This window comes from Acinetobacter sp. ESL0695 (assembly GCF_029392135.1).
GTDB lineage: Bacteria > Pseudomonadota > Gammaproteobacteria > Pseudomonadales > Moraxellaceae > Acinetobacter > Acinetobacter pollinis.
On record NZ_CP113932.1, the window covers coordinates 817,609 to 837,109 of the forward strand.

The following is a 19,501-nucleotide window of genomic DNA, read 5'->3' on the forward strand; positions in this document are numbered from 1 at the left end:
TTTTTTATAAAAGCTTTATTAAATTGAACACATTTGAACAGGTTTTGTTAGTTTTTTTGCATCTAGCTCGATGTGGTGAGCATCTTTGTAGACTAACTTTCCTGTACAGATCCATTCGGTAACGATCGGATAGATCATATGCTCAAGTTTATGAACCCGATTTGCCAATATGTCTGCTGTATCATTGTGCATTACATGCGTTACACCTTGTGCAATCGCTTGACCTGCATCTAACTCTGACGTTACAAAATGAACAGTACAACCATGAAGATGGTCTCCTGTTCTAAGCACACGCTCATGTGTATGCATGCCTTTGTAAGCGGGTAGTAGAGAAGGATGAATATTTAACATTTTTCCTTCCCACTTTTCGACAAAATCGGCACTTAAAATACGCATAAAGCCGGCTAAAATGACAAGATCTACATTCCAGTTACAAAGCTGTGTATGCATTGCATCATCAAAGGCTTCGCGACTTGAATAGTTACAGTGTTCAATAACGTGGGTTGCAATATTGGCTTGGGCAGCACGTTCTAAAGCATATGCATTTGCTTTATTTGAAAGTACGCCAACAATTTGACCTGATAGGTTTGCATCAATAAGGGCTTGCAAGTTACTGCCATTGCCGGAAACTAATACTGCAATTTTTTTCATTCGAAAATCACACGAATTTTTTCATCAGCACCTTCAACTGAAGCTTCATTCTCTTGAATGTAGCCAATTTCCCATGCTTTTTCACCGTGTGCATTTAAAATTTCAATTGCTTTCGCTGCATTGTCTTTAGCAAGCGCAATAACCATGCCTACGCCACAGTTAAAGGTACGGTACATTTCAAATTGTTCAACATTTCCTTCACGTTGAAGTAATTTGAACAGTTCTGGCCATTCCCATGATGATTCATTGATGACAGCTTGAGCCCCATTAGGAAGTACACGAGGTAAATTTCCTGGTAAGCCACCGCCTGTAATGTGTGCCATTGCATGGAGGTCAACTTGCTTATAAAGCTCTAAAATTGGTTTTACGTAAATGCGAGTAGGTTCCATAACAACATCTGATAATGGACGACCATCTACAGTCTGATTTAAATCGACATTTTTAACATCTAAAATTTTACGTAAAAGTGAATAACCATTTGAATGTGCACCAGATGAAGCAATTCCAATAAGGACATCACCTGACTTAACTTTAGAACCATCAATGATTTTACTTTCTTCAACAACGCCTACTGAGAATCCAGCAAGATCGTAATCTTCACCTTCATACATACCTGGCATTTCTGCAGTTTCACCACCAACAAGGGCACAACCTGCAAGTTCGCAACCTTTACCAATGCCTGTCACAACATCAGCAGCGACATCTACATTTAAGTGTCCTGTTGCATAGTAGTCTAAAAAGAAAAGCGGCTCTGCACCACAAACAAGTAAATCGTTTACACACATTGCAACGAGGTCTTGTCCGATAGTGTCATGCTTTTTAAGGTTAAGTGCGAGGCGTAGTTTTGTACCTACGCCATCTGTACCAGATACAAGTACAGGCGATTCATAGCCTTTTGGAATTTTGCATAGTGCGCCAAAGCCACCAAGCCCACCCATTACTTCTGGGCGAGTTGTACGCTTTGCGACTGATTTAATGCGACCAACAAGGGCATCACCTGCCTCAATGTCTACGCCTGCATCTTTATAACTTAAACTGGTATTTTGGTTAGAAGTTGAGTTGCTCATGTATGAAGTCTCCGCTTTGCCCGCACAATTATAACCTATATACGAAACTGTTATGTTATTTATCCAACAAAATGTTATCTTTAAGTGCATTATCCTTATAAATATTTCAAAATTCTAATAGGCGAGTCGCAATGGTTGATCGTACGTTGAGTCGAATTTTTATATTGGCTGGATTAGCGCTATTTGGTTGGTTAATTTTTATACTCAAACCAGTGGTTATTCCGTTTATTGCCGCTTTTGTAATTGCATATTTATTTAGTGGTCTTGTTGGAAGACTGGCTAAAATGGGATTACCACGGTGGTTGGCCACAAGTATTGTATTTATTGGTATAGGTGTAGGCGTATTTTTTGCAACTTGGTATATTATTCCTGTACTTTGGAAACAGGTTATTTATGCACGAGATGGCATTCCAAATGTTATTCATTGGATTAATCATACGGTTTTACCATGGACAACGAAAACATTTCGTTTAGAACCAATGTCTATTGATACAAACCAAATTACCGATACAATTATGCAGTACGTGCAAACGAATTATAGTGTAAATAGCATTCAGAGTTTAGTACTGAGATTGGCACAATCTGGTTTGAATTTTATTCAGTTGGGGGGGACTGTCGTTCTTATTCCAATTATTTCATTTTACTTTTTGCTAGATTGGAACAGAATGCTAGAACAAATGCATCGCTTAATTCCACGGCCTTATGAGCGTGTAACCTTACAAATTGTTAAAGAATGCCATAGTGTACTAGGGGCATTTGTTAAAGGACAATTTCTAGTGATGTTTTTACTCGGATTAGTTTATGCCGTTGGCCTTCAACTCATTGGTTTAGAAGTTGGATTAATGATAGGAATGATTGCAGGTTTAGCAAGCATCATTCCTTATTTGGGTTTTGCTGTGGGTATTATCTCAGCAGTTGCTGCAACTTTTTTCCAATTCGGGGTGGATTGGATGCAGCTTATTTTTGTGGGAATTGTATTTATGATTGGTCAAGCGATCGAAGGGTATATCCTACAGCCATTCCTTTTGGGCGATAAAATAGGTCTATCACCTGTTGCTGTTGTATTTGCTGTTCTTGCTGGAGCACAGCTTGGTGGCATTTTAGGTATGTTGATCGCGTTACCTGTCGCTGCAATTTTAGTTGTTTTATTAAAACATGTGCGTGACTTTTATGAAGATTCATCACTCTATGGACAAAAACATGACTTTATGGATATGTCTTCAGATCATGCTATACATATACAATCTGAGGATGTTGAAATTAAAGTTCGTCCAAATGCTGAAAAAAATAAAAAGTCTTCAGAGAATGAGTAGGTCATATCTAAATGCGTCAATTACAGTTAAATATTGAACCTCAATTAGATGCAAAAATTAGTGACTTTTCTGGTCCTAGTTGGAGTGGTGTAATTGACGCAGTGCGTCAATTACACACAGGGTTAATACAACAATTTTATATTTACGGAGATGCAGGTATTGGGAAAAGTCATTTATTGTCTGCAATCTGTGACTCTTATTTAGAATTGGGAAAATCTGCAATACATGTGTCATTACTTGAATTGCTCGATGCGCCTATAGAAGCCATTACTTCCTTGGAAAGATACGATCTTGTTGCTTTAGATGATATTGAAACAATTAGTGGGGTAAAGCATTGGCAGAAGGCTGTATTTCATTTAATTAATTACAATAATCAAGAGGGTGGGCAACTCATTTTTTCTTCTAGAAACTTGCCTATAGAACTTAAATTAGAACTTCCAGATTTACAGTCACGTTTAATGCAAGCTGTAAGTGTAAGATTACCCGATGGAAATTTATACGAAGATCGTGCTGCATTAATTCAGTCAGTTTTAAATCGCCGTGGGATTCTTCTAGATCATCAGATTGTCGAATATTTGCTCGATTATGGTCCACATAAAACAGCATTACTTTTGCAAATTTTAGAAAGGTTAGAAAACTTATTAAAAGGTGAAAAGACAAAGTTATCGAATGCAACACTTCGTCAAATCTATGCCTTTATTGATGAGTATAAGTCAAATTAATTACTCTCTGTGGGCATAGACGCTGCATCTATATCATTTTGCTCTGTGGAAGGTCTATATTTGCGAATATATTCCTCTCGAATAGTATCTCTTTCTTCTTTTGTCTTTGCTTGTTGCATAAGCATACGCATTTGTTTTCTCTCTTGGCTATTCATTTGCTGCCAAGCTTCCCGCATTTTTTGTTGTTCCTCTTCAGGAAGTTGTGTAAACCAATCCATTTTTTGCTGTAACGCAGTACGTTGACTCTCTGAAATATCTTTTATACTTTGATAGCGCTGTAAGAGTGTTTCTTGTTGCTGTACCGTAAGCTCATTCCAGTTATCGTCTGTAGGTGTTGGTATATGGTTTTTCTGTGAAAACGGCCAAAAGTGATCAAAACTAGCAGAACTGGTTTGTAAAAATAAAAATGTACTGCACATCAGTACAACTTTTTTAGCTTCCATGTGAGTGAGTGTCCTCGCCAAAAACCATGACCATTTCTAAGTCTTCCACCATTTGAGGTGAAAGTTTAGTCGTATTCGTATTCATCATTGTTTGAGTGTTCTGTCCCTTTGTAGACAACGTTGTAACATTTGGGAATACTAAGAAACCTGTTACCACCGCAGCCAATGCGAATCCAGTCATTTTCCATATAGGCGTGATACGTTTTGTTGGTCGCTCTATCTGTGTAAAAACATGTTGCATGACACGGTGTTTGTTCTGATGTGAGTGAGCCAGTTGGTCTAATTTTTTACTCACATTTTTTGCAAAATCATCATTATTATTCATGTGATGATCCTCCATGTACTGGATGTAAATGGGATAGTGTTTGGCGCAAGCCTTGTATTGCACGATGGTAGTGTGTTTTGACGCTACCTTCTGAGCATTGCATAATTTGAGCGGTGGTTTGAGTATTAAATCCTTCCCACGCACGCAGCATAAACGCTTGTTGTTGTCTTATTGGCAAGTGTTGGATAGCCTCTTTAATCTCTTCAATTGTTGCAATTTGAACCAATTCTGTAGAAGGCTCAATTTGATGCTCATCGGGAATATTTATTTCTTCATCTATTTCATCTTCCGAGCTAGATTTCTTAAAGAAAGAAAATAGGCTGCTTTGGCGTTTCTCTTTCCTGCGCCAGTCTTGTAGTTTATGATTCAAAATTGTATAAAACAGTGGGTACCATTCATCAAGAGTTCGATCTGGATAAGCACGATGCAAAGCAATAAATGCTTCTTGTACTAAATCCATTGCGATTCCTTGTTGATTTTGCGTCGCAGTTTCCATCATGACAAGTGCACGACCTGTGACATCTTGCATAAAAAACCTTAAACGTTGTTCAACAGATGCACCTTGCTGTAATTCACATTTTTTAGTCTCATTTGGTGTTCGGTCCATAGAGATGGAGTATCCCGTCATTTATACCCATCCTATTTTTAATATTAAACACTTAACTATATAACGTTAAATAGATAGGATAGGTTGACATGCTATAGAAATATTTTTTCTATTTTAAATGAATTCCAAATATGGTAAGTATATTTTATACAATAAATGCACGAATTTATTGACGTTGTCGAACCATTTCAAAAAAACAAATCGAACCTGCAATCGCAACATTTAGTGACTCTTGACCTCCAGGTTGTGGAATGGTTACGGCTTGAGCATGCTTGAGTGCATAGTTCGATGCCCCTTGTCCTTCATTACCTAAAATCCATGCACAGGGTGTTGTCAAATCTTGCGCATAGAGGCTTTGAGGTTCATGAGAGCTTGTGACATAAACAGGAATTTTAAAATTTGAGATCACATCTTGAAGATCAATATTTTCAAAACAATGTAAAGCAAAGTGTGCACCCATACCTGCACGTAATACTCGAGGTGACCAGATAGAGGCTACACCTTTTGTACAAATGATTTGCTTAATATTTGCAGCTGCAGCCGATCTTAGGAGTGTGCCCACATTTCCTGGATCTTGTACATCATCTAAAATAAGGGTATCGATATTAAAATTAATACTTTGATCTAGTTTTGGAGTATCGATAACAGCAATACAAGGTAGGGTAGTACCTAAGGTGCTAAGGTCACGATAGAGTACTTCACTTAGAATGAAGATATGACCTGAGTAGAGTTGTTGTATTTTTTTTAAGTCGATATGTTCTAGAGCAGACTCAGTTGTGAATAAAGAAGCGATTTTATGACTGTGTAACCACGCAAGGCATAAATGTGTTCCCTCTAAAATAGTCTGTCCGTGTTTTTTACGATAGTTATTTAATTCAATTAAAGCTCGAAGATGCTTAATTTTGGCATTATCTTTAGATTCAAGGTAAATGATGGACATAGCAAGCTGCAACTTAGATGTAAAATATGACCTATTTTACATCTAAGTTTTAAATTAGAAAGATCAGTGATAGCTTTCTACAAGTTGTACTTCATCTTTTGCACCTAAAATAACCGGTACACGTTGGTGAAGACCTGTAGGAACTACTTCCATAATTCTCATGCGACCTGTCGATGCGATACCACCTGCTTGTTCAATAAGCATACTCATTGGGTTTGCTTCGTACATAAGGCGAAGGCGTCCAGGTTTTTCAGGATTTTTCAGATCATAAGGATACATAAAAATACCTCCACGACTTAAAATACGATGAATATCACCTACCATGCAGGCAATCCAACGCATGTTAAAATCTTTACCACGGATACCTGTTTTTCCTTCTAAAAGTTCATTTACATATCGTTGAACGGCAACTTCCCAGTGGCGCTGGTTAGATGCATTAATTGCAAACTCTTGTGTTTGTGCAGGAATAGTGACATTTTCTTGTGTAATAACGAATTCTTTTAAATCGATATCGTATGTAAAGAGAATGACACCATCACCAAAGGTGAGTGCAAGCATTGTTGATGGACCATACATGACATAGCCTGCAGCAACTTGTTCAGTTCCAGGTTGCATGAAATCTTCTAAGTCTGGAATGCTTTTTTTAGCAGGAAGTACAGAAAAAATTGTACCAACACACATGTTGATATCGATATTGCTTGATCCATCTAAAGGATCAAATAATACTAAATATTCACCATTTTCTTGGGCAGGTGTGAATTCTTCAAGCTCTTCAGATGCAAAAGCACCCACATTTGGGTGCTTTTGTAAAGCATCAATGAACTGCTGATTAGAAAAGATATCTAACTTTTTCTGTGTTTCGCCTTGCACATTTTCATGTTCTGCACTTCCAAGAATACCGGCAATCGCACCTTGTTGTAAGTTGTAGTCGATCACTTTGCAACACTGCGCGATTGAATCTATGACACTTGCCAATTCTGGTGTTAAAGTTCCCGTTTTTTGTTTTAAATAGTGGGAGAGGGTTGTGTTTGACATAATGCGAATGCTCCAAAAATTGTGCAATTTTTTCTTGGCTAAATAAAAACTTGGCTATTTTAGATGAGATTGAGGAAAAAGAAAATTTTTCTTCGTCATATTACCAATTTTTTATACTTACAAGCTTTAAATAACGTGCTATGTTAACAGAGAATAGTCATTTCCTAGCGAGGAAACAGTCATGACAACAAAAAAATTTGATGAAATGCCAACACCGTCTGAAGCTATAGACTTACATGAAATTTCAGAAGAAAGTATAAAGCTTGCTTGGGAAGGTTATGCTGTAAAACCCGAGTATAAAAATTTTAATAAACATGATCTCATTGAATCAGTTCAATCTTGCAAAGAGATGAAACTAATAGATAAAGCCACTGAATTAGACTAAAAAGCGCTCAAATGTGAGCGCTTTTTTATTATTAACGTAATAGTGGTGGAACAGCTTCGTAGTTAATTTCTACTCTACGGTTCTCAGACCATGCTTCAGGGGTATGTGCAGGGTTAATAGGCATTTCTTTGCCATAGCTTACAGCTTCAAGTTGATTTGGAGCCACACCAATTGAAACTAAGTAACTTTGTACAGCTTTTGCACGACGCTCACCTAATGCCATATTGTACTCACGTGTACCACGCTCATCGGTATGTCCTGTAAGTGCAACATGTGATGTTGGATTTGCTTGTAAGAATTGCGCATGAGCTTGGAGGGTTTGATAATCCTGTTGAGAGATTGAGCTACTATCAAAGTCGAAATGTACAACACGATTTGCAAGAAAAGCTTTATTTTCTGCAGTAACACCCTTAGATGAAGCACCTGTGAGATTCTTTGCATCTAATGCTGCATCATCACTTAAACCGTTGGTATTTACAGGAATAGGTGCAGCTGTAGAGGGATTTTGTGTTGTTGTTGATTCTGTAGCTGGTTTACGACTTGCACAACCTGTAAATAGTAGTGCAGAAGCAATTACGGGGATAATTAGATATTGAGCTTTCATATTATTTTCCATGTCTTTAGATTGGTCGTCATCATGTTATTTAGGTGCCCAAGCAGGCTCGCGTACTTCTCCTTGTTCGCTTGGCAAATTCATACGAAATTGCCCATTCAATGAAACGATAGATAGTAATCCACGGCTTCCTTCTTGAGTCGCATAAACAACCATTTGTCCATTTGGAGAAAAGCTTGGCGACTCATCAAGAGTCGTTGGTGTAAGAATGTTTACAACACCACTGGTTAGATCTTGAACTGCTATTTTGTAATCACTACCTGTTGGTCGACTTACCATAGCTAGACGTTTTCCATCCGCACTTAGGGTACTACGTGCATTAAATGCACCTCTAAATGTAATACGCTTTGTTGAACCATCTGCAAATGTATAGCGGTAAATCTGTGGAGAACCACCACGATCAGAAGTAAAGATAAATGATTTACCATCTGGTGCATATCGTGCTTCTGTATCAATGGCTGTATCACGTGTTAAACGTTCAATCGCATGTGTTGCAAGGTTCATTTGATAGATTTCAGGATTACCATCCATTGAACCTGTAAATAACATTGATGTACCATCTGGAGAGAAGCTTGGTGCTCCATTAAGTCCTTGGTAGTGGGTCAAGACTTGGCGCTGACCTGTAGATAAATCTTGTAGATAGATACGAGGACGCTTTGTTTCAAATGAAACGTAAGCAATCTTTTTACCATCTGGTGTCCATGTTGGAGAAAGAATTGGGTAGTGAGAAGACAGAACAGTAAATGGCCTTTCGCCATCTGTATCGGCAATTTGTAAGGTGTAACGTTGCGCAGGCGTAGCAGAATTTCTTAGAACATATGCAATTCTGCCACTAAAGCTTCCAGGTACACCAGTCAAAGCTTGATAAATTGCATCACTAATAGCATGACCTGCCTGACGAGTACGAGAAGCAGGTGCAGTAAGTACTTCATTGAGTAAATATTTCTGATTATTTACATCATAAAGTTGGTAGTGTATTTGGTTGGTATTTGCATCGATAGCAGTAACTTTACCAACAACAACATAAGGAATATTGGCATTTTTCCAGTTATCTGCGTTGATTTGCCCAAGCTCTGCCGTTGCAGGTAGGTTTTGAGATGCACTCGTGAAGCGTCCTGAGTGGTTTAAATCATTTTCAACAATTGGATAAATTGTTTGATCTGTAGAAAAGGGCACAATTGCAATTTTAGGTGCAGACTCTGGCGCTTTTGCAATTTCTAAATGTAATTGTGCGGATGCTGTTTGTATAAAAGCAGGGCTACAAGATGCTGCTAAAATGACTAAAGCCAATACTGATTTACGATTCATTTCCATAATTATTGTGCACATATAATGAGGTTTTGAATAAATGATCTAAGAGTAACATCATTTTATCTTTAAGAATTTAAATGATGTTACACCAATAAACTATTGTTTTGCTGTAAACGTTGCACTAAATGATCTCGCATCGCGTCTTGCATCGGGGTCACTTGGCATTGGGTAAGGGGCAGCTTGACGAATAGCAGCTTCTACACTCGCTTTTACATCTGGATCACTTGAATTTACGAGTACAGAGGTGACGCTACCACTATCACTGAGTGTTACTCTTACACTTGCAGTTTTTCCTTTTGAACCACTAGGGACATCCCAGACTTTCTTAATTTTATTTGTAAACTCACTTTTTGCATTAGATGCAATTTTACGAGATTCTGCCTTTTTGTTTGCAGCATCTTCAGCAGCTTTTTGCTTGGCTTCTGCTGCGGCTTTTTCTTTGGCTTCTGTAGCTTTTTGCTTAGCCTCTGCTGCGGCCTTTTCTTTGGCTTCAGCGGCAGCTTTTTGTTTTGCTTGAAGCGCTTCTTGATGTTTGGCCTCAGTAGCTTTTTGCTTAGCCTCTGCTGCGGCCTTTTCTTTGGCTTCAGCGGCAGCTTTTTGTTTTGCTTGAAGCGCTTCTTGATGTTTGGCTTCAGTAGCTTTTTGCTTAGCCTCTGCTGCGGCCTTTTCTTTGGCTTCAGCGGCAGCTTTTTGTTTTGCTTGAAGCGCTTCTTGATGTTTGGCCTCAGTAGCTTTTTGCTTAGCCTCTGCTGCGGCCTTTTCTTTGGCTTCAGCGGCAGCTTTTTGTTTTGCTTGAAGCGCTTCTTGGTGTTTGGCTTCAGTAGCTTTTTGCTTAGCCTCTGCTGCGGCCTTTTCTTTGGCTTCAGCGGCAGCTTTTTGTTTTGCTTGAAGCGCTTCTTGGTGTTTGGCTTCAGTAGCTTTTTGCTTAGCCTCTGCTGCGGCCTTTTCTTTGGCTTCAGCGGCAGCTTTTTGTTTTGCTTGAAGCGCTTCTTGGTGTTTGGCTTCAGTAGCTTTTTGCTTAGCCTCTGCTGCGGCCTTTTCTTTGGCTTCAGCGGCAGCTTTTTGTTTTGCTTGAAGCGCTTCTTTGTGTTTGGCTTCAGTAGCTTTTTGCTTAGCCTCTGCTGCGGCCTTTTCTTTGGCTTCAGCGGTAGCTTTCTCTTTAGCTTCAGCTTCTAAAGCTTCTTTCTGTTTGGCTTCAGCGATAGCTTTTTCTTTAGCTTGCAAAACTTCTTTCTTTTTTTCCTCAATCACTTGCTTAGCTAAAGCAGATTTAGCCTGTTCCGCAGCTAGATCTTTGTTTATATCGATGGGTGTGGGTGTATTTTCTGCTACAGGTGGTGCAGTCTCTGTTTCTTTTACAGTTTGACTACTTTGTTCGTTATTTATATCTGCAATCTGATCGGCACTAACTAAATAGGTTTTTAGTTCTTTAGGTGGTTTTGGTGGGGGAGTCATACCCAAATAAAGTAAACCAATCAAGGCTATCGCATGTACACCTAGTGTAAATCCAATAGCCTTTGCTTTTTGTTGATCAAATGGCTGTTTATCAAATTTTTTCATATTACTTAGCAGGGTCTGTAAGTAGGCCGACTTGGGTTAAGCCTGCTTCTTGTAAATTTGCCATGAGTATCACAACCTCACCATATGGACGTGATTGTGTACCATTAATCAGAACGCTCAGTTCTTGCTGTTGGTCTTGAGCAGTTTTTTGTGCATCGGCTAACGTTTGTTTGAGTTCTTCCAGATTCATTGCTTCATCTTTATGCTCGTGATAACGCAGTAAATAATTACCTTCAGCATCTAAAGTAACAATTGCTGGTGTGTCTTTCGATTGAAATGGAGAGCTTTTTGCTTTAGGAAGATCGACCTTTAAACTACTTGAAATCATGGGTGCGGTCACCATAAAAATGACCAGCAAAACGAGCATAACATCGATGTAGGGAACAACGTTCATGTCACTTTTAAGAGGTTTCTTTATACGTCCGAAACGTCCGCTACGCTGTATCGCCATATTATTCTGACTCCTGAGCAGAGCCTATAGATTGACGTTGAAGTAATGTAACCATCTCTTCTGCAAAAAGTGCGCGATCAGAGTAAATACTTTCGCTTTTCGCTGTAAAGTGGTTAAAGGCCAGTACGGCTGGAATTGCTGCAAACAGACCAATTGCGGTTGCAATGAGTGCCTCGGCAATACCCGGAGCAACAGTAGCGAGAGTGACTTGTTCTACGCCTGCAAGACCAATAAAAGCATTCATAATACCCCAAACTGTACCAAATAAACCTACGTAAGGTGCTACAGATCCAATACTTGCTAGACTGTTTAAACCAGATTCAAGTGTGCTTTGATCTCGGCTTAACCCTACACGCAAAATTCGTTCTGTTCCATCTATACGCTGCGTGGTTGTCGCTTGGCGTTTTTTAAGTTTGAGATATTCAGAGTATCCTTCGTAGAAAATATCTTCTAGGCCACGACGCTCTGAATTGAGTTGAGCATTATTATATAATGTTTCTGTTTCAGCGCCTGACCAAAACATTTTTTGAAAATGTTCATCTTGTTTATGTGCTTTTTTAAAGCCCATAGAGAGTTTGGCAATTACATACCAACTGTATATAGAAGCTAAAAAGAGTAAAAGCATGACCAGTTGTACTACAGGGCTCGCTTGTAAGATTAAATTGGTTATATGCAGTGTTGTTTCTACGTTTTGAGTGGTCATATCTAAAAAGCCATTGATGCCTAATTTTGTTCCATTTCTTTTTTAAGCAATGAACTAATTTCTTCTGGAAGTCGGCGTGGTAGCATATCTATACTTAAACATGCTAGCTCGACTTCACCCGTTGCAAGCAAGATTTCACCACGATAAATATTCTGTTGCAATACAAATGACGCGGCTTTACAAGAAATAACACGAGCGGTTACAGTAATAAGGTCATCCATTAAAATTGGTTTGAGGTATTTGAGCTCGATACCACGGACAACAAAGTGATAATCTTTTTGATGCCAATAGTGATCTATACCTGAGGCACGCAACCATTCTGTTCGGGTTCTTTCCATGTATCGAATATGATTGGCGTGATAAACGATACCACCTGCATCTGTATCTTCGATATAAACGCGGATTTGAAATTTAAAATGGTTTGCCATGAGGAAAATCCTTATACAGCTACAGCAGGGAGTAGGGGGAATTTGAATAAACAAAATTTCATATACACTGTCATATCGCTTGGAGTGTAATTTTTTGAAATTTAAGGTTTGTATTTTCCTGTTTTAAAAGGAAATAATGAGATTGCATGCATCTCTTGATAAAACTATAAGATGTACTCGTGGCGCAAAATTTTAACAGAATGTTTTCAATCTAAAATGGCACAAGGTATCAATTCATAGGGTAAGGAATGATAGTAATTTTTTTAAATACAATATTAGGCCACTGAGTAAATGCAGGCATTTAATGTTTTGTGAGTATGAGTACCTGCAAATCAGCTTCAATCAGTTTGGTCAAATTAACTTAATATGGGACACTATTTAGACGGTAAGCCCCATTGATTTTTTTCCGACTTTGTATTTGTGAGAAGCCATACTAATAAGATGATTGACCCAATAAATGGTATTAATGAAATAAGAATCCACCATCCTGATTTATTAATATCATGTAAACGTCTAACAAGTACTGCAAGTCCAGGTATAAATAATATTAAAGTAGAAATATTAAATATCGTCTCATCTAGAAGTCCTGTGATTATAGATATGATGAGTTGCCCTAGCACAAAATACCAATATTCTTTTCTTCTAGCTCGCCCTGAAAAATTTGCATAATTTTTTAAACTCTTTACAAACCAATCTATCATATTGAAATTTTCTTCTGCTTGATTTGTATTAGAGATTTTGTCCAAATACTTAGAAAAACTTTCTAGGGGATTAACTTTATTTTCTAAAGATAGATATACTTGTATTGCATTACCTTCATTGTCTAGATCGAAATCAACCTTATTACCTCTATTAGGTATTTCTGTTGATTTCCACTCTATACCTTTAAAATAGTAGCGATTGTTATCATCCCCTGAAATAATACCGATATTCGTTTGAATTGAAAAATCTAGAATTTGGCCTTTCACAATATATTCTCTATGGTTCTAAAAAATCTCTGATCATTTAAAGGTATTTCCCTTAATTTAAGGTATTATAAATTAAAATTATATATTTATTTTGAAAATGTAATATTTAGTGTCTGTGTTTTAGTTTTGATAGATAAAATATATTAAAATTAGCAAGATTATAATTGTTTTACGTCTTGGCTGATGTCGCATTCAGAAAAGATCATCTAAAGCGATGCAATGAAAAAATAAACGATATATTTGACGGAATATTCAACATGTTATTGATGAGTTTGCTGCTATGAATTCAGAAAGATTCATAGCAGCATGGGTATTTAAGATAATTTTGGGTCTTCAGGTGGAGTGAGGCCAAATTGTAAATACGATTGTGTCGTTGCAATTCGTCCACGTGCTGTACGCATGACATAACCCTGCTGTATAAGGTAAGGTTCAATCACATCTTCAAGTGTGCCACTGTCTTCGGCCATTGCGGCAGCCAGTGCTTCTACACCTGCAGGGCCACCATCAAAACGCTCTAAAAGCATGGTTAAATAACGTCGATCTAGGGTATCTAACCCTGACTTGTCTACATTTAACATATCTAAAGCGCGTTGTGCCATGTCCTGCGTAATTTCTCCTGTTCCTTTAACCTGAGCATAATCACGTACGCGACGTAACAATCGGTTAGCGATACGAGGTGTACCGCGAGAACGTCGTGCAATTTCTTGTGCACCGCTACTGGTAATACCGACATCCATCAGACGAGATGATCGTTCAACAATGTAAGTTAAATCTTCAACAGAATAAAATTCTAAACGTTGTACAATCCCGAAGCGATCGCGAAGGGGAGAGGTGAGTAAGCCTGCACGAGTGGTTGCTGCAACAAGCGTGAAAGGAGGAAGATCTAATTTAATAGAACGCGCCGCAGGACCTTCACCAATCATAATGTCTAACTGGTAATCTTCCATCGCAGGATACAGAATTTCTTCGATAACAGGGGAAAGACGATGAATTTCATCAATGAATAAAACATCTCCTTCTTCCAAGTTGGTCAGCAATGCCGCTAAGTCACCTGCCCGTTCCAATACTGGTCCAGAGGTAGATTTAAGACTTCCACCCATTTCACGAGCAATAATATTTGCAAGTGTTGTTTTTCCTAAGCCGGGTGGACCAAAAATAAGTGTATGGTCTAATGCTTCACCACGGCCACGGGCAGCGCCAATAAAGATTTCCATCTGCTCACGTACAATGGGTTGACCAATGTAATCACTTAATGTGGCAGGTCGAATCGCGCGATCAATTTGGTCTTCAGGTTTTTCATGACCATTAATGAGTCTGTCTTGCATAACTTATGATTTCATCATTGATTTAAGTGCAGCGCGAATAATGTCTGCAACTTCTGTATGTTGATCTTTTACACTTGCTACGACTTTCTTAGCTTCCTGAGGTTTGTAACCTAAAGATTGGAGTGCAGCTTCAGCCTCAGCAACTGCTGAGTTACCAGATTGCTGTAAAGGTATTGAGGTGTTATTTGAATGGTGAGGAGCATCTTGTTGAAGTGCTTTAACACGATCTCTGAGTTCTATGAGTAAACGTTCTGCTGTTTTTTTACCGACACCGGGCACTTTCACAAGCGTATTAATATCGTCATGTTCAATCGTTTGAATAAGTAGATCTGCACTTAAAGTAGATAATATACCTAATGCCATTTTAGGACCAACGCCATTGACCTTGAGTAAAGTTCTAAAAAAGGTTTTTTCACGTAGGTCTAAAAAACCATAGAGCAATTGTGCATCTTCTCTTACAGCTAAATGTGTCCATAAGGTGATTTTTTGGCCTTTTTGTAGCTGGCAGAATGTCGAGAGTGGAGTGTCCACTTCGTAGCCAATACCATTGACATTTAAGATGACAGTAGGAGCCTCTAATGCGAGGACTTCACCAATGAGGCAACCAATCATTTAGATTTCCTATGAAGTAAATGCAGGGCGATGACCCTGTAATATTTGTGCAAGATGATATGCTTGATGATCTGAGAATTTACCAACAATGTCGAGTACTTGCATAATGTTTTGGTAGTGATTGTCGCCAAAGTGAGCACCAGATTGCTCTAGCATGAGCATCAGTTTACGATCTTTATAGCTCGTAATTTTATTAGGAGTGGTTAGTGGCATGAAAGCATCTAAAATGTGTTGTAGGCTCATATGAGCAATTACTTCTAAATCTATTTTTTGTCTGTGTCCAAAAATCTTTTGTCGTGCTAAGTTCTTTGCTTCTTCTATACCTGCTGAGATATCTGTCGGGCAGTATTGAAGTAGTGTACCTTGAAGCTGTCCCATTAAAATGGTTGTTTGGTGTCGTGAAAATGCATTTGTTACCTCTTCGACGAGTCGTTTCATTGCACGACCACGTAATGCTGCAATTTTCTGTTGCCACGTTGTCCACGGCAATGACAATTCGTTTGGAATGCCATAGTCTGCAATTAACTTAATGAAGATAGGCTCAACTTCCTCATAAGTTAAAATATTTAAGCTAATCGCATCTTCAAGATCAATGAGTGCATAGCAAATATCATCCGCTGCTTCTAAAAGATACGTAAGTGGATGACGACAGTAATGATATTCGCCAAGCTCAATGAGCCCTAGACGGTTAGCAACTTCTGAAAGAATACTTTTTTCGCTTTGATAGCAACCAAATTTAGCTCGATGTTGAGCAGATTCATTCTCTTGAATGGGTTTGGATAACCAAGGATATTTTAGATATGCGCCCAGTGTTGCTGCAGTTAAACGCATGCCACCATCTTCAGGATGATGGTCTATACGTGTAAGCAGGCGCAATCCTTGAGCATTACCTTCAAATTGGCGAACATCTGCAGATTCTTCAGATGAAAGCGCCTGAAGAAAATTATTTTGTGCAGCAGCATCAAACCATTCACGAATGGCATATTCACCAGCATGCCCAAAAGGCGGGTTACCAATATCATGTGCTAAACAAGCTGCCTGTATAATAGCGCCAAGATCTGTAGGTGAAATCCAAGCTGGAAGATCATCCTTAATTTTCTCTGCAGCAAGCATTCCCAAAGAACGACCAACACATGATACTTCTAAGGAATGGGTGAGGCGTGTATGTACGCCGTCATTTTGTGTGAGCGGATGTACTTGTGTTTTACGATTGAGTTGTCTAAAACTTTGCGAAAATATAATTCTGTCATAGTCTTTATGGAATGGGCTTCGACCAAGCTCATTTTGGTTTTTTTTACTTCCTAAACGGGTCGCTGAAAGTAACTCTAACCAGCGCATTTCTTTCATTCTTTATAAAATCAACTGTTAAATTTTATCCATCATGCCAAAAAAATTGGAGTTTCTCTAGTCAGATACGTCAAAGGTTGTCGTTTCAATTGTGACGAAATCGTAATTTTTTTAGCATTTCACACCGTTTAAAAGCACGCTACAATACGGATTATAAAAGATGATAAGTAGAAAAAAATATGTCTCTTCACTCTCATCATGAAGAAAATCATTATACCGAACGTTCAGGATGGCTTCGAGCAGCAGTGCTTGGAGCAAATGATGGCATTATTTCAGTTACTAGCTTGGTTGTGGGTATATCTGCAAGTGGAGCGACGGTTCATACGCTTTTAATTACATGTATTGCGGGCGTTATTTCTGGTGCTGTATCTATGGCCGCAGGTGAATTTATTTCTGTGAAATCTCAGCAAGACATTGAAGATGCCGATTTAAGAATGGAAGCCAAAAGTTTAGATCTATCTCCTGATCTAGAATTATTAGAGTTAACGAAAATTTATATTCATCGGGGGTTAGATAAAGAGCTAGCTTTTGAAGTTGCTCAACAGTTAACTGCGCACAATGCACTTGCTGCTCATGCCAGGGATGAAATAGGAATTAATGAAGAAACAGCAGCACAACCCTTTCTTGCAGCTTTTTCATCCGCAATTTCTTTTGCTTTAGGTGGTGCGTGCCCATTATTGGCTATCTTGTTGTTGCCAAGAAATTACCTTGAATATGGAATTATTATTGTTGGTGTAGTTTCGCTGGGTGTACTGGGCATTGTTTCAAGCTATGCAGGCGGTAGTAATATGATTAAAGGGGCTATCCGTGTCATGTTGTGGGGTATTGTTGCTATGGCATTTACTTTCTGGATTGGTTCTTTATTTAATGTTTCTGTATAAAGAATCGCTTTAACAATAATTTAGTTTTTATGTAAAACTGGTTCTATATATTTATATTTTGTCTATTAGATATTTGTCTTAAATAATTGTATAAAGTTTAATTTTTATCTTCTGGTAAAAAATATTTTGTTATTTAAATTTTTGATTTGAAATGATTTTTTAACAGTAATGGTTGCTTTTTTAGAGTTTGTTATATTTTTGTGTTAGAGTCTGCGCCCACATATGAGCTTAATGCTTATCACAAAGTGATTTGAGCGATGTAAGAGCAATCTTTCTAATTCAATACAGGGTGTTTAATGCAAACAGCAACTGATAAAAGTAATGAAGTGGGGCTCGATGATATCAATATTGTCGAAAGTGCCAAAACAAAAAAAGCAATTACCGCAGCCGCACTAGGTAATACCATCGAATGGTTCGATTTCGGTGTATATGGCTATGTTGCATATGTATTAGGAAAAGTTTTTTTTCCTAATACATCTCCAAGCCTTCAATTAATTGCAACGCTCGCAGCGTTTTCTATTCCTTTTGTATTTCGCCCAATTGGTGGAATTATCTTTGGTTTCCTTGGTGATAAATACGGTCGTAAGCATATTCTTGCCATTACAATCATGATTATGACCTTAAGTACTTGTGGTATTGGTCTAATTCCAAGCTATGACAGTATTGGTATTTGGGCACCTATTTTATTGCTCATTGTAAAAATTGCACAGGGTATATCTGTTGGTGGTGAATATGCAGGTGCAGCCATTTTTGTTGCAGAGTATTCTCCAGACCGAAAACGTGGATTTATGGCGAGCTGGTTAGATTTCGGTTCAATTGCAGGCTTCTTAATTGGTGCAGGGACAGTTTCATTTATCAGTTCAATGGTGGGTGAACATAACTTTGCAGAATGGGGGTGGCGTATTCCATTTCTACTTTCTTTACCGCTAGGGTTAGTAGGAATGTATTTACGTAATGCATTAGAGGAAACACCTGCATATAAAAAAGCCACTGAAAATGCGGAGAAGAAAATTCCTTTTAGGGAAGTACTCACCACACACAAACGCAGTCTTTGGGTCTGTGTGGGCATTGTTGTAAGTACCGATGTTGTTTATTACATGCTACTGACGTATTTACCAAGTTACTTTACGCATAACTTGCATTATCCAAGTAATCGTGGGGAAATGGTGACCATTGGTGTGATGTTTGGCATGCTGTTTTTACAACTCTTTATTGGTTGGTTGAGTGATAAGATTGGTCGCCGTCCATTTATTTTTGCAGGTAGTTTTTCACTTATATTCTTGTCTTATCCTGCATTTATGCTCATGACATCTGGCGTTGAGTCTTTAATGTTTGCGGGACTTTTTATTTTGGCGCTTTCTGTAAATATGCTATTGGGTATTATGGCTGCGACAATTCCTGCATTATTCCCAACCGATATTCGTTATTCTGCACTTGCTGCTGCATTTAATATCTCAATTGTATTTGCAGGTTTAACACCGACAGTAACAGCAGCACTTGTAGAAAATACAGGTAATCTTATGATTCCTGCTTATTATCTTATTGTTTTTGGTTTTGTTGGTTTAATCACTGCTTTTTATTTTAAAGAAACTGCAAATAAGCCATTATATGGTACTGCGCCAATTGCAGAAGACCGTCAAGAAGCAAAAGAGCTTTTAGAAGTTTTTCATGAAAATATTGAAGAAAAAGTTCAAAAAATTGATGAAAAAATGGATGAGCTGAGTCAAAAGCGTGAGAAGTTAGTCAGTCAGCATCCTGAACTAAAATAACCTATTTTCTAAATAAATATTTTGACCGATCTCATTTAAAAATAG

At 38.2% G+C, this 19,501-nt stretch carries 22 protein-coding genes; 5 read left to right on the top strand and 17 right to left on the bottom strand.

All coding sequences use genetic code 11. From position 1 onward, the window contains the following. Window positions 1–18 precede the first annotated feature (18 nt). Both purN and purM read right to left on the bottom strand, forming a co-directional pair. Window positions 19–651, bottom strand: a complete 633-nt coding sequence (gene purN / locus OZX61_RS03880) for a phosphoribosylglycinamide formyltransferase (RefSeq protein WP_277095382.1) — start codon at window positions 649–651, stop codon at window positions 19–21. Next, window positions 648–1,718, bottom strand: coding sequence for a phosphoribosylformylglycinamidine cyclo-ligase (gene purM / locus OZX61_RS03885; protein ID WP_277095383.1), 1,071 nt, complete (start codon window positions 1,716–1,718; stop codon window positions 648–650). Before purM ends, purN begins: the two co-directional genes overlap by 4 nt. Window positions 1,719–1,849: 131 nt before the next feature. On the opposite strand from purM, the gene OZX61_RS03890 reads away from it, so the two are divergent. Both OZX61_RS03890 and hda read left to right on the top strand, forming a co-directional pair. Beyond that, window positions 1,850–3,031, top strand: a complete 1,182-nt coding sequence (locus OZX61_RS03890; protein ID WP_195772477.1) for an AI-2E family transporter — start codon at window positions 1,850–1,852, stop codon at window positions 3,029–3,031. Window positions 3,032–3,042: 11 nt separating this feature from the next. Next, window positions 3,043–3,753 (top strand): DnaA regulatory inactivator Hda, encoded by a 711-nt coding sequence (hda, locus tag OZX61_RS03895; RefSeq protein WP_195772478.1) that lies wholly within the window; start codon window positions 3,043–3,045, stop codon window positions 3,751–3,753. Here the strand turns inward: hda and OZX61_RS03900 are convergent. From OZX61_RS03900 to OZX61_RS03920, 5 genes are all read right to left on the bottom strand, one after another. Next, window positions 3,750–4,196 carry a DUF3106 domain-containing protein gene (locus OZX61_RS03900; protein ID WP_277095384.1) on the bottom strand — a complete coding sequence of 149 codons (447 nt, stop codon included), beginning with the start codon at window positions 4,194–4,196 and terminating at the stop codon, window positions 3,750–3,752. The genes hda and OZX61_RS03900 overlap by 4 nt on opposite strands. Beyond that, window positions 4,186–4,521 (bottom strand): hypothetical protein, encoded by a 336-nt coding sequence (locus OZX61_RS03905; RefSeq protein WP_195772480.1) that lies wholly within the window; start codon window positions 4,519–4,521, stop codon window positions 4,186–4,188. Before OZX61_RS03905 ends, OZX61_RS03900 begins: the two co-directional genes overlap by 11 nt. After that, window positions 4,514–5,149, bottom strand: coding sequence for an RNA polymerase sigma factor (locus tag OZX61_RS03910; protein ID WP_195772481.1), 636 nt, complete (start codon window positions 5,147–5,149; stop codon window positions 4,514–4,516). The genes OZX61_RS03905 and OZX61_RS03910 overlap by 8 nt, the downstream gene beginning before the upstream one ends. 145 nt (window positions 5,150–5,294) lie before the next feature. Further along, window positions 5,295–6,068: an RNA methyltransferase gene (locus tag OZX61_RS03915; RefSeq protein ID WP_277095385.1), complete on the bottom strand. Its 774-nt coding sequence runs from the start codon at window positions 6,066–6,068 to the stop codon at window positions 5,295–5,297. 63 nt (window positions 6,069–6,131) lie between these two features. After that, window positions 6,132–7,103, bottom strand: a complete 972-nt coding sequence (locus OZX61_RS03920) for a class 1 fructose-bisphosphatase (protein WP_195772483.1) — start codon at window positions 7,101–7,103, stop codon at window positions 6,132–6,134. Between the two features lie 181 nt (window positions 7,104–7,284). On the opposite strand from OZX61_RS03920, the gene OZX61_RS03925 reads away from it, so the two are divergent. Further along, window positions 7,285–7,488, top strand: coding sequence for an NF038105 family protein (locus OZX61_RS03925; RefSeq protein WP_195772484.1), 204 nt, complete (start codon window positions 7,285–7,287; stop codon window positions 7,486–7,488). 31 nt (window positions 7,489–7,519) lie between these two features. Here the strand turns inward: OZX61_RS03925 and pal are convergent, their stop codons facing one another. The 10 genes from pal to OZX61_RS03975 all read right to left on the bottom strand — a co-directional run bounded on the left by pal (window position 7,520) and on the right by OZX61_RS03975 (window position 16,806). Further along, a complete protein-coding gene (gene pal, locus OZX61_RS03930) occupies window positions 7,520–8,092 on the bottom strand; it encodes a peptidoglycan-associated lipoprotein Pal (protein WP_195772485.1) in 573 nt (190 codons plus the stop codon). Between the two features lie 36 nt (window positions 8,093–8,128). Further along, on the bottom strand, window positions 8,129–9,415 hold the full coding sequence (tolB, locus tag OZX61_RS03935) for a Tol-Pal system beta propeller repeat protein TolB (RefSeq protein WP_195772486.1): 1,287 nt from the start codon (window positions 9,413–9,415) through the stop codon (window positions 8,129–8,131). A gap of 93 nt (window positions 9,416–9,508) precedes the next feature. Then, on the bottom strand, window positions 9,509–10,972 hold the full coding sequence (gene tolA, locus OZX61_RS03940) for a cell envelope integrity protein TolA (protein WP_277095386.1): 1,464 nt from the start codon (window positions 10,970–10,972) through the stop codon (window positions 9,509–9,511). Between the two features lies 1 nt (window position 10,973). Continuing rightward, a complete protein-coding gene (tolR, locus tag OZX61_RS03945; RefSeq protein ID WP_195773122.1) occupies window positions 10,974–11,423 on the bottom strand; it encodes a protein TolR in 450 nt (149 codons plus the stop codon). 1 nt (window position 11,424) lies between these two features. Beyond that, entirely contained in the window at window positions 11,425–12,126 is a 702-nt protein-coding gene (gene tolQ, locus OZX61_RS03950) for a protein TolQ (RefSeq protein ID WP_195773121.1), read from the bottom strand. Between the two features lie 20 nt (window positions 12,127–12,146). After that, complete coding sequence (gene ybgC / locus OZX61_RS03955; RefSeq protein ID WP_195773120.1) at window positions 12,147–12,554, bottom strand: tol-pal system-associated acyl-CoA thioesterase; 408 nt, start codon at window positions 12,552–12,554, stop codon at window positions 12,147–12,149. Window positions 12,555–12,928: 374 nt separating this feature from the next. After that, window positions 12,929–13,522: a DUF805 domain-containing protein gene (locus tag OZX61_RS03960; protein ID WP_277095387.1), complete on the bottom strand. Its 594-nt coding sequence runs from the start codon at window positions 13,520–13,522 to the stop codon at window positions 12,929–12,931. 314 nt (window positions 13,523–13,836) lie between these two features. After that, a complete protein-coding gene (gene ruvB, locus OZX61_RS03965) occupies window positions 13,837–14,847 on the bottom strand; it encodes a Holliday junction branch migration DNA helicase RuvB (RefSeq protein ID WP_196337905.1) in 1,011 nt (336 codons plus the stop codon). A gap of 3 nt (window positions 14,848–14,850) precedes the next feature. Beyond that, window positions 14,851–15,459 (bottom strand): Holliday junction branch migration protein RuvA, encoded by a 609-nt coding sequence (gene ruvA / locus OZX61_RS03970; protein WP_277095388.1) that lies wholly within the window; start codon window positions 15,457–15,459, stop codon window positions 14,851–14,853. A gap of 9 nt (window positions 15,460–15,468) precedes the next feature. Continuing rightward, entirely contained in the window at window positions 15,469–16,806 is a 1,338-nt protein-coding gene (locus OZX61_RS03975) for a deoxyguanosinetriphosphate triphosphohydrolase (protein ID WP_277095389.1), read from the bottom strand. A gap of 179 nt (window positions 16,807–16,985) precedes the next feature. Here OZX61_RS03975 and OZX61_RS03980 point away from each other — a divergent pair, with 179 nt between their 5' ends. Together OZX61_RS03980 and proP are read left to right on the top strand one after the other, a co-directional pair. Then, window positions 16,986–17,687, top strand: coding sequence for a VIT family protein (locus tag OZX61_RS03980; protein ID WP_277095390.1), 702 nt, complete (start codon window positions 16,986–16,988; stop codon window positions 17,685–17,687). 296 nt (window positions 17,688–17,983) lie between these two features. Then, window positions 17,984–19,456: a glycine betaine/L-proline transporter ProP gene (gene proP, locus OZX61_RS03985; protein WP_277095391.1), complete on the top strand. Its 1,473-nt coding sequence runs from the start codon at window positions 17,984–17,986 to the stop codon at window positions 19,454–19,456. Window positions 19,457–19,501: the final 45 nt, after the last annotated feature.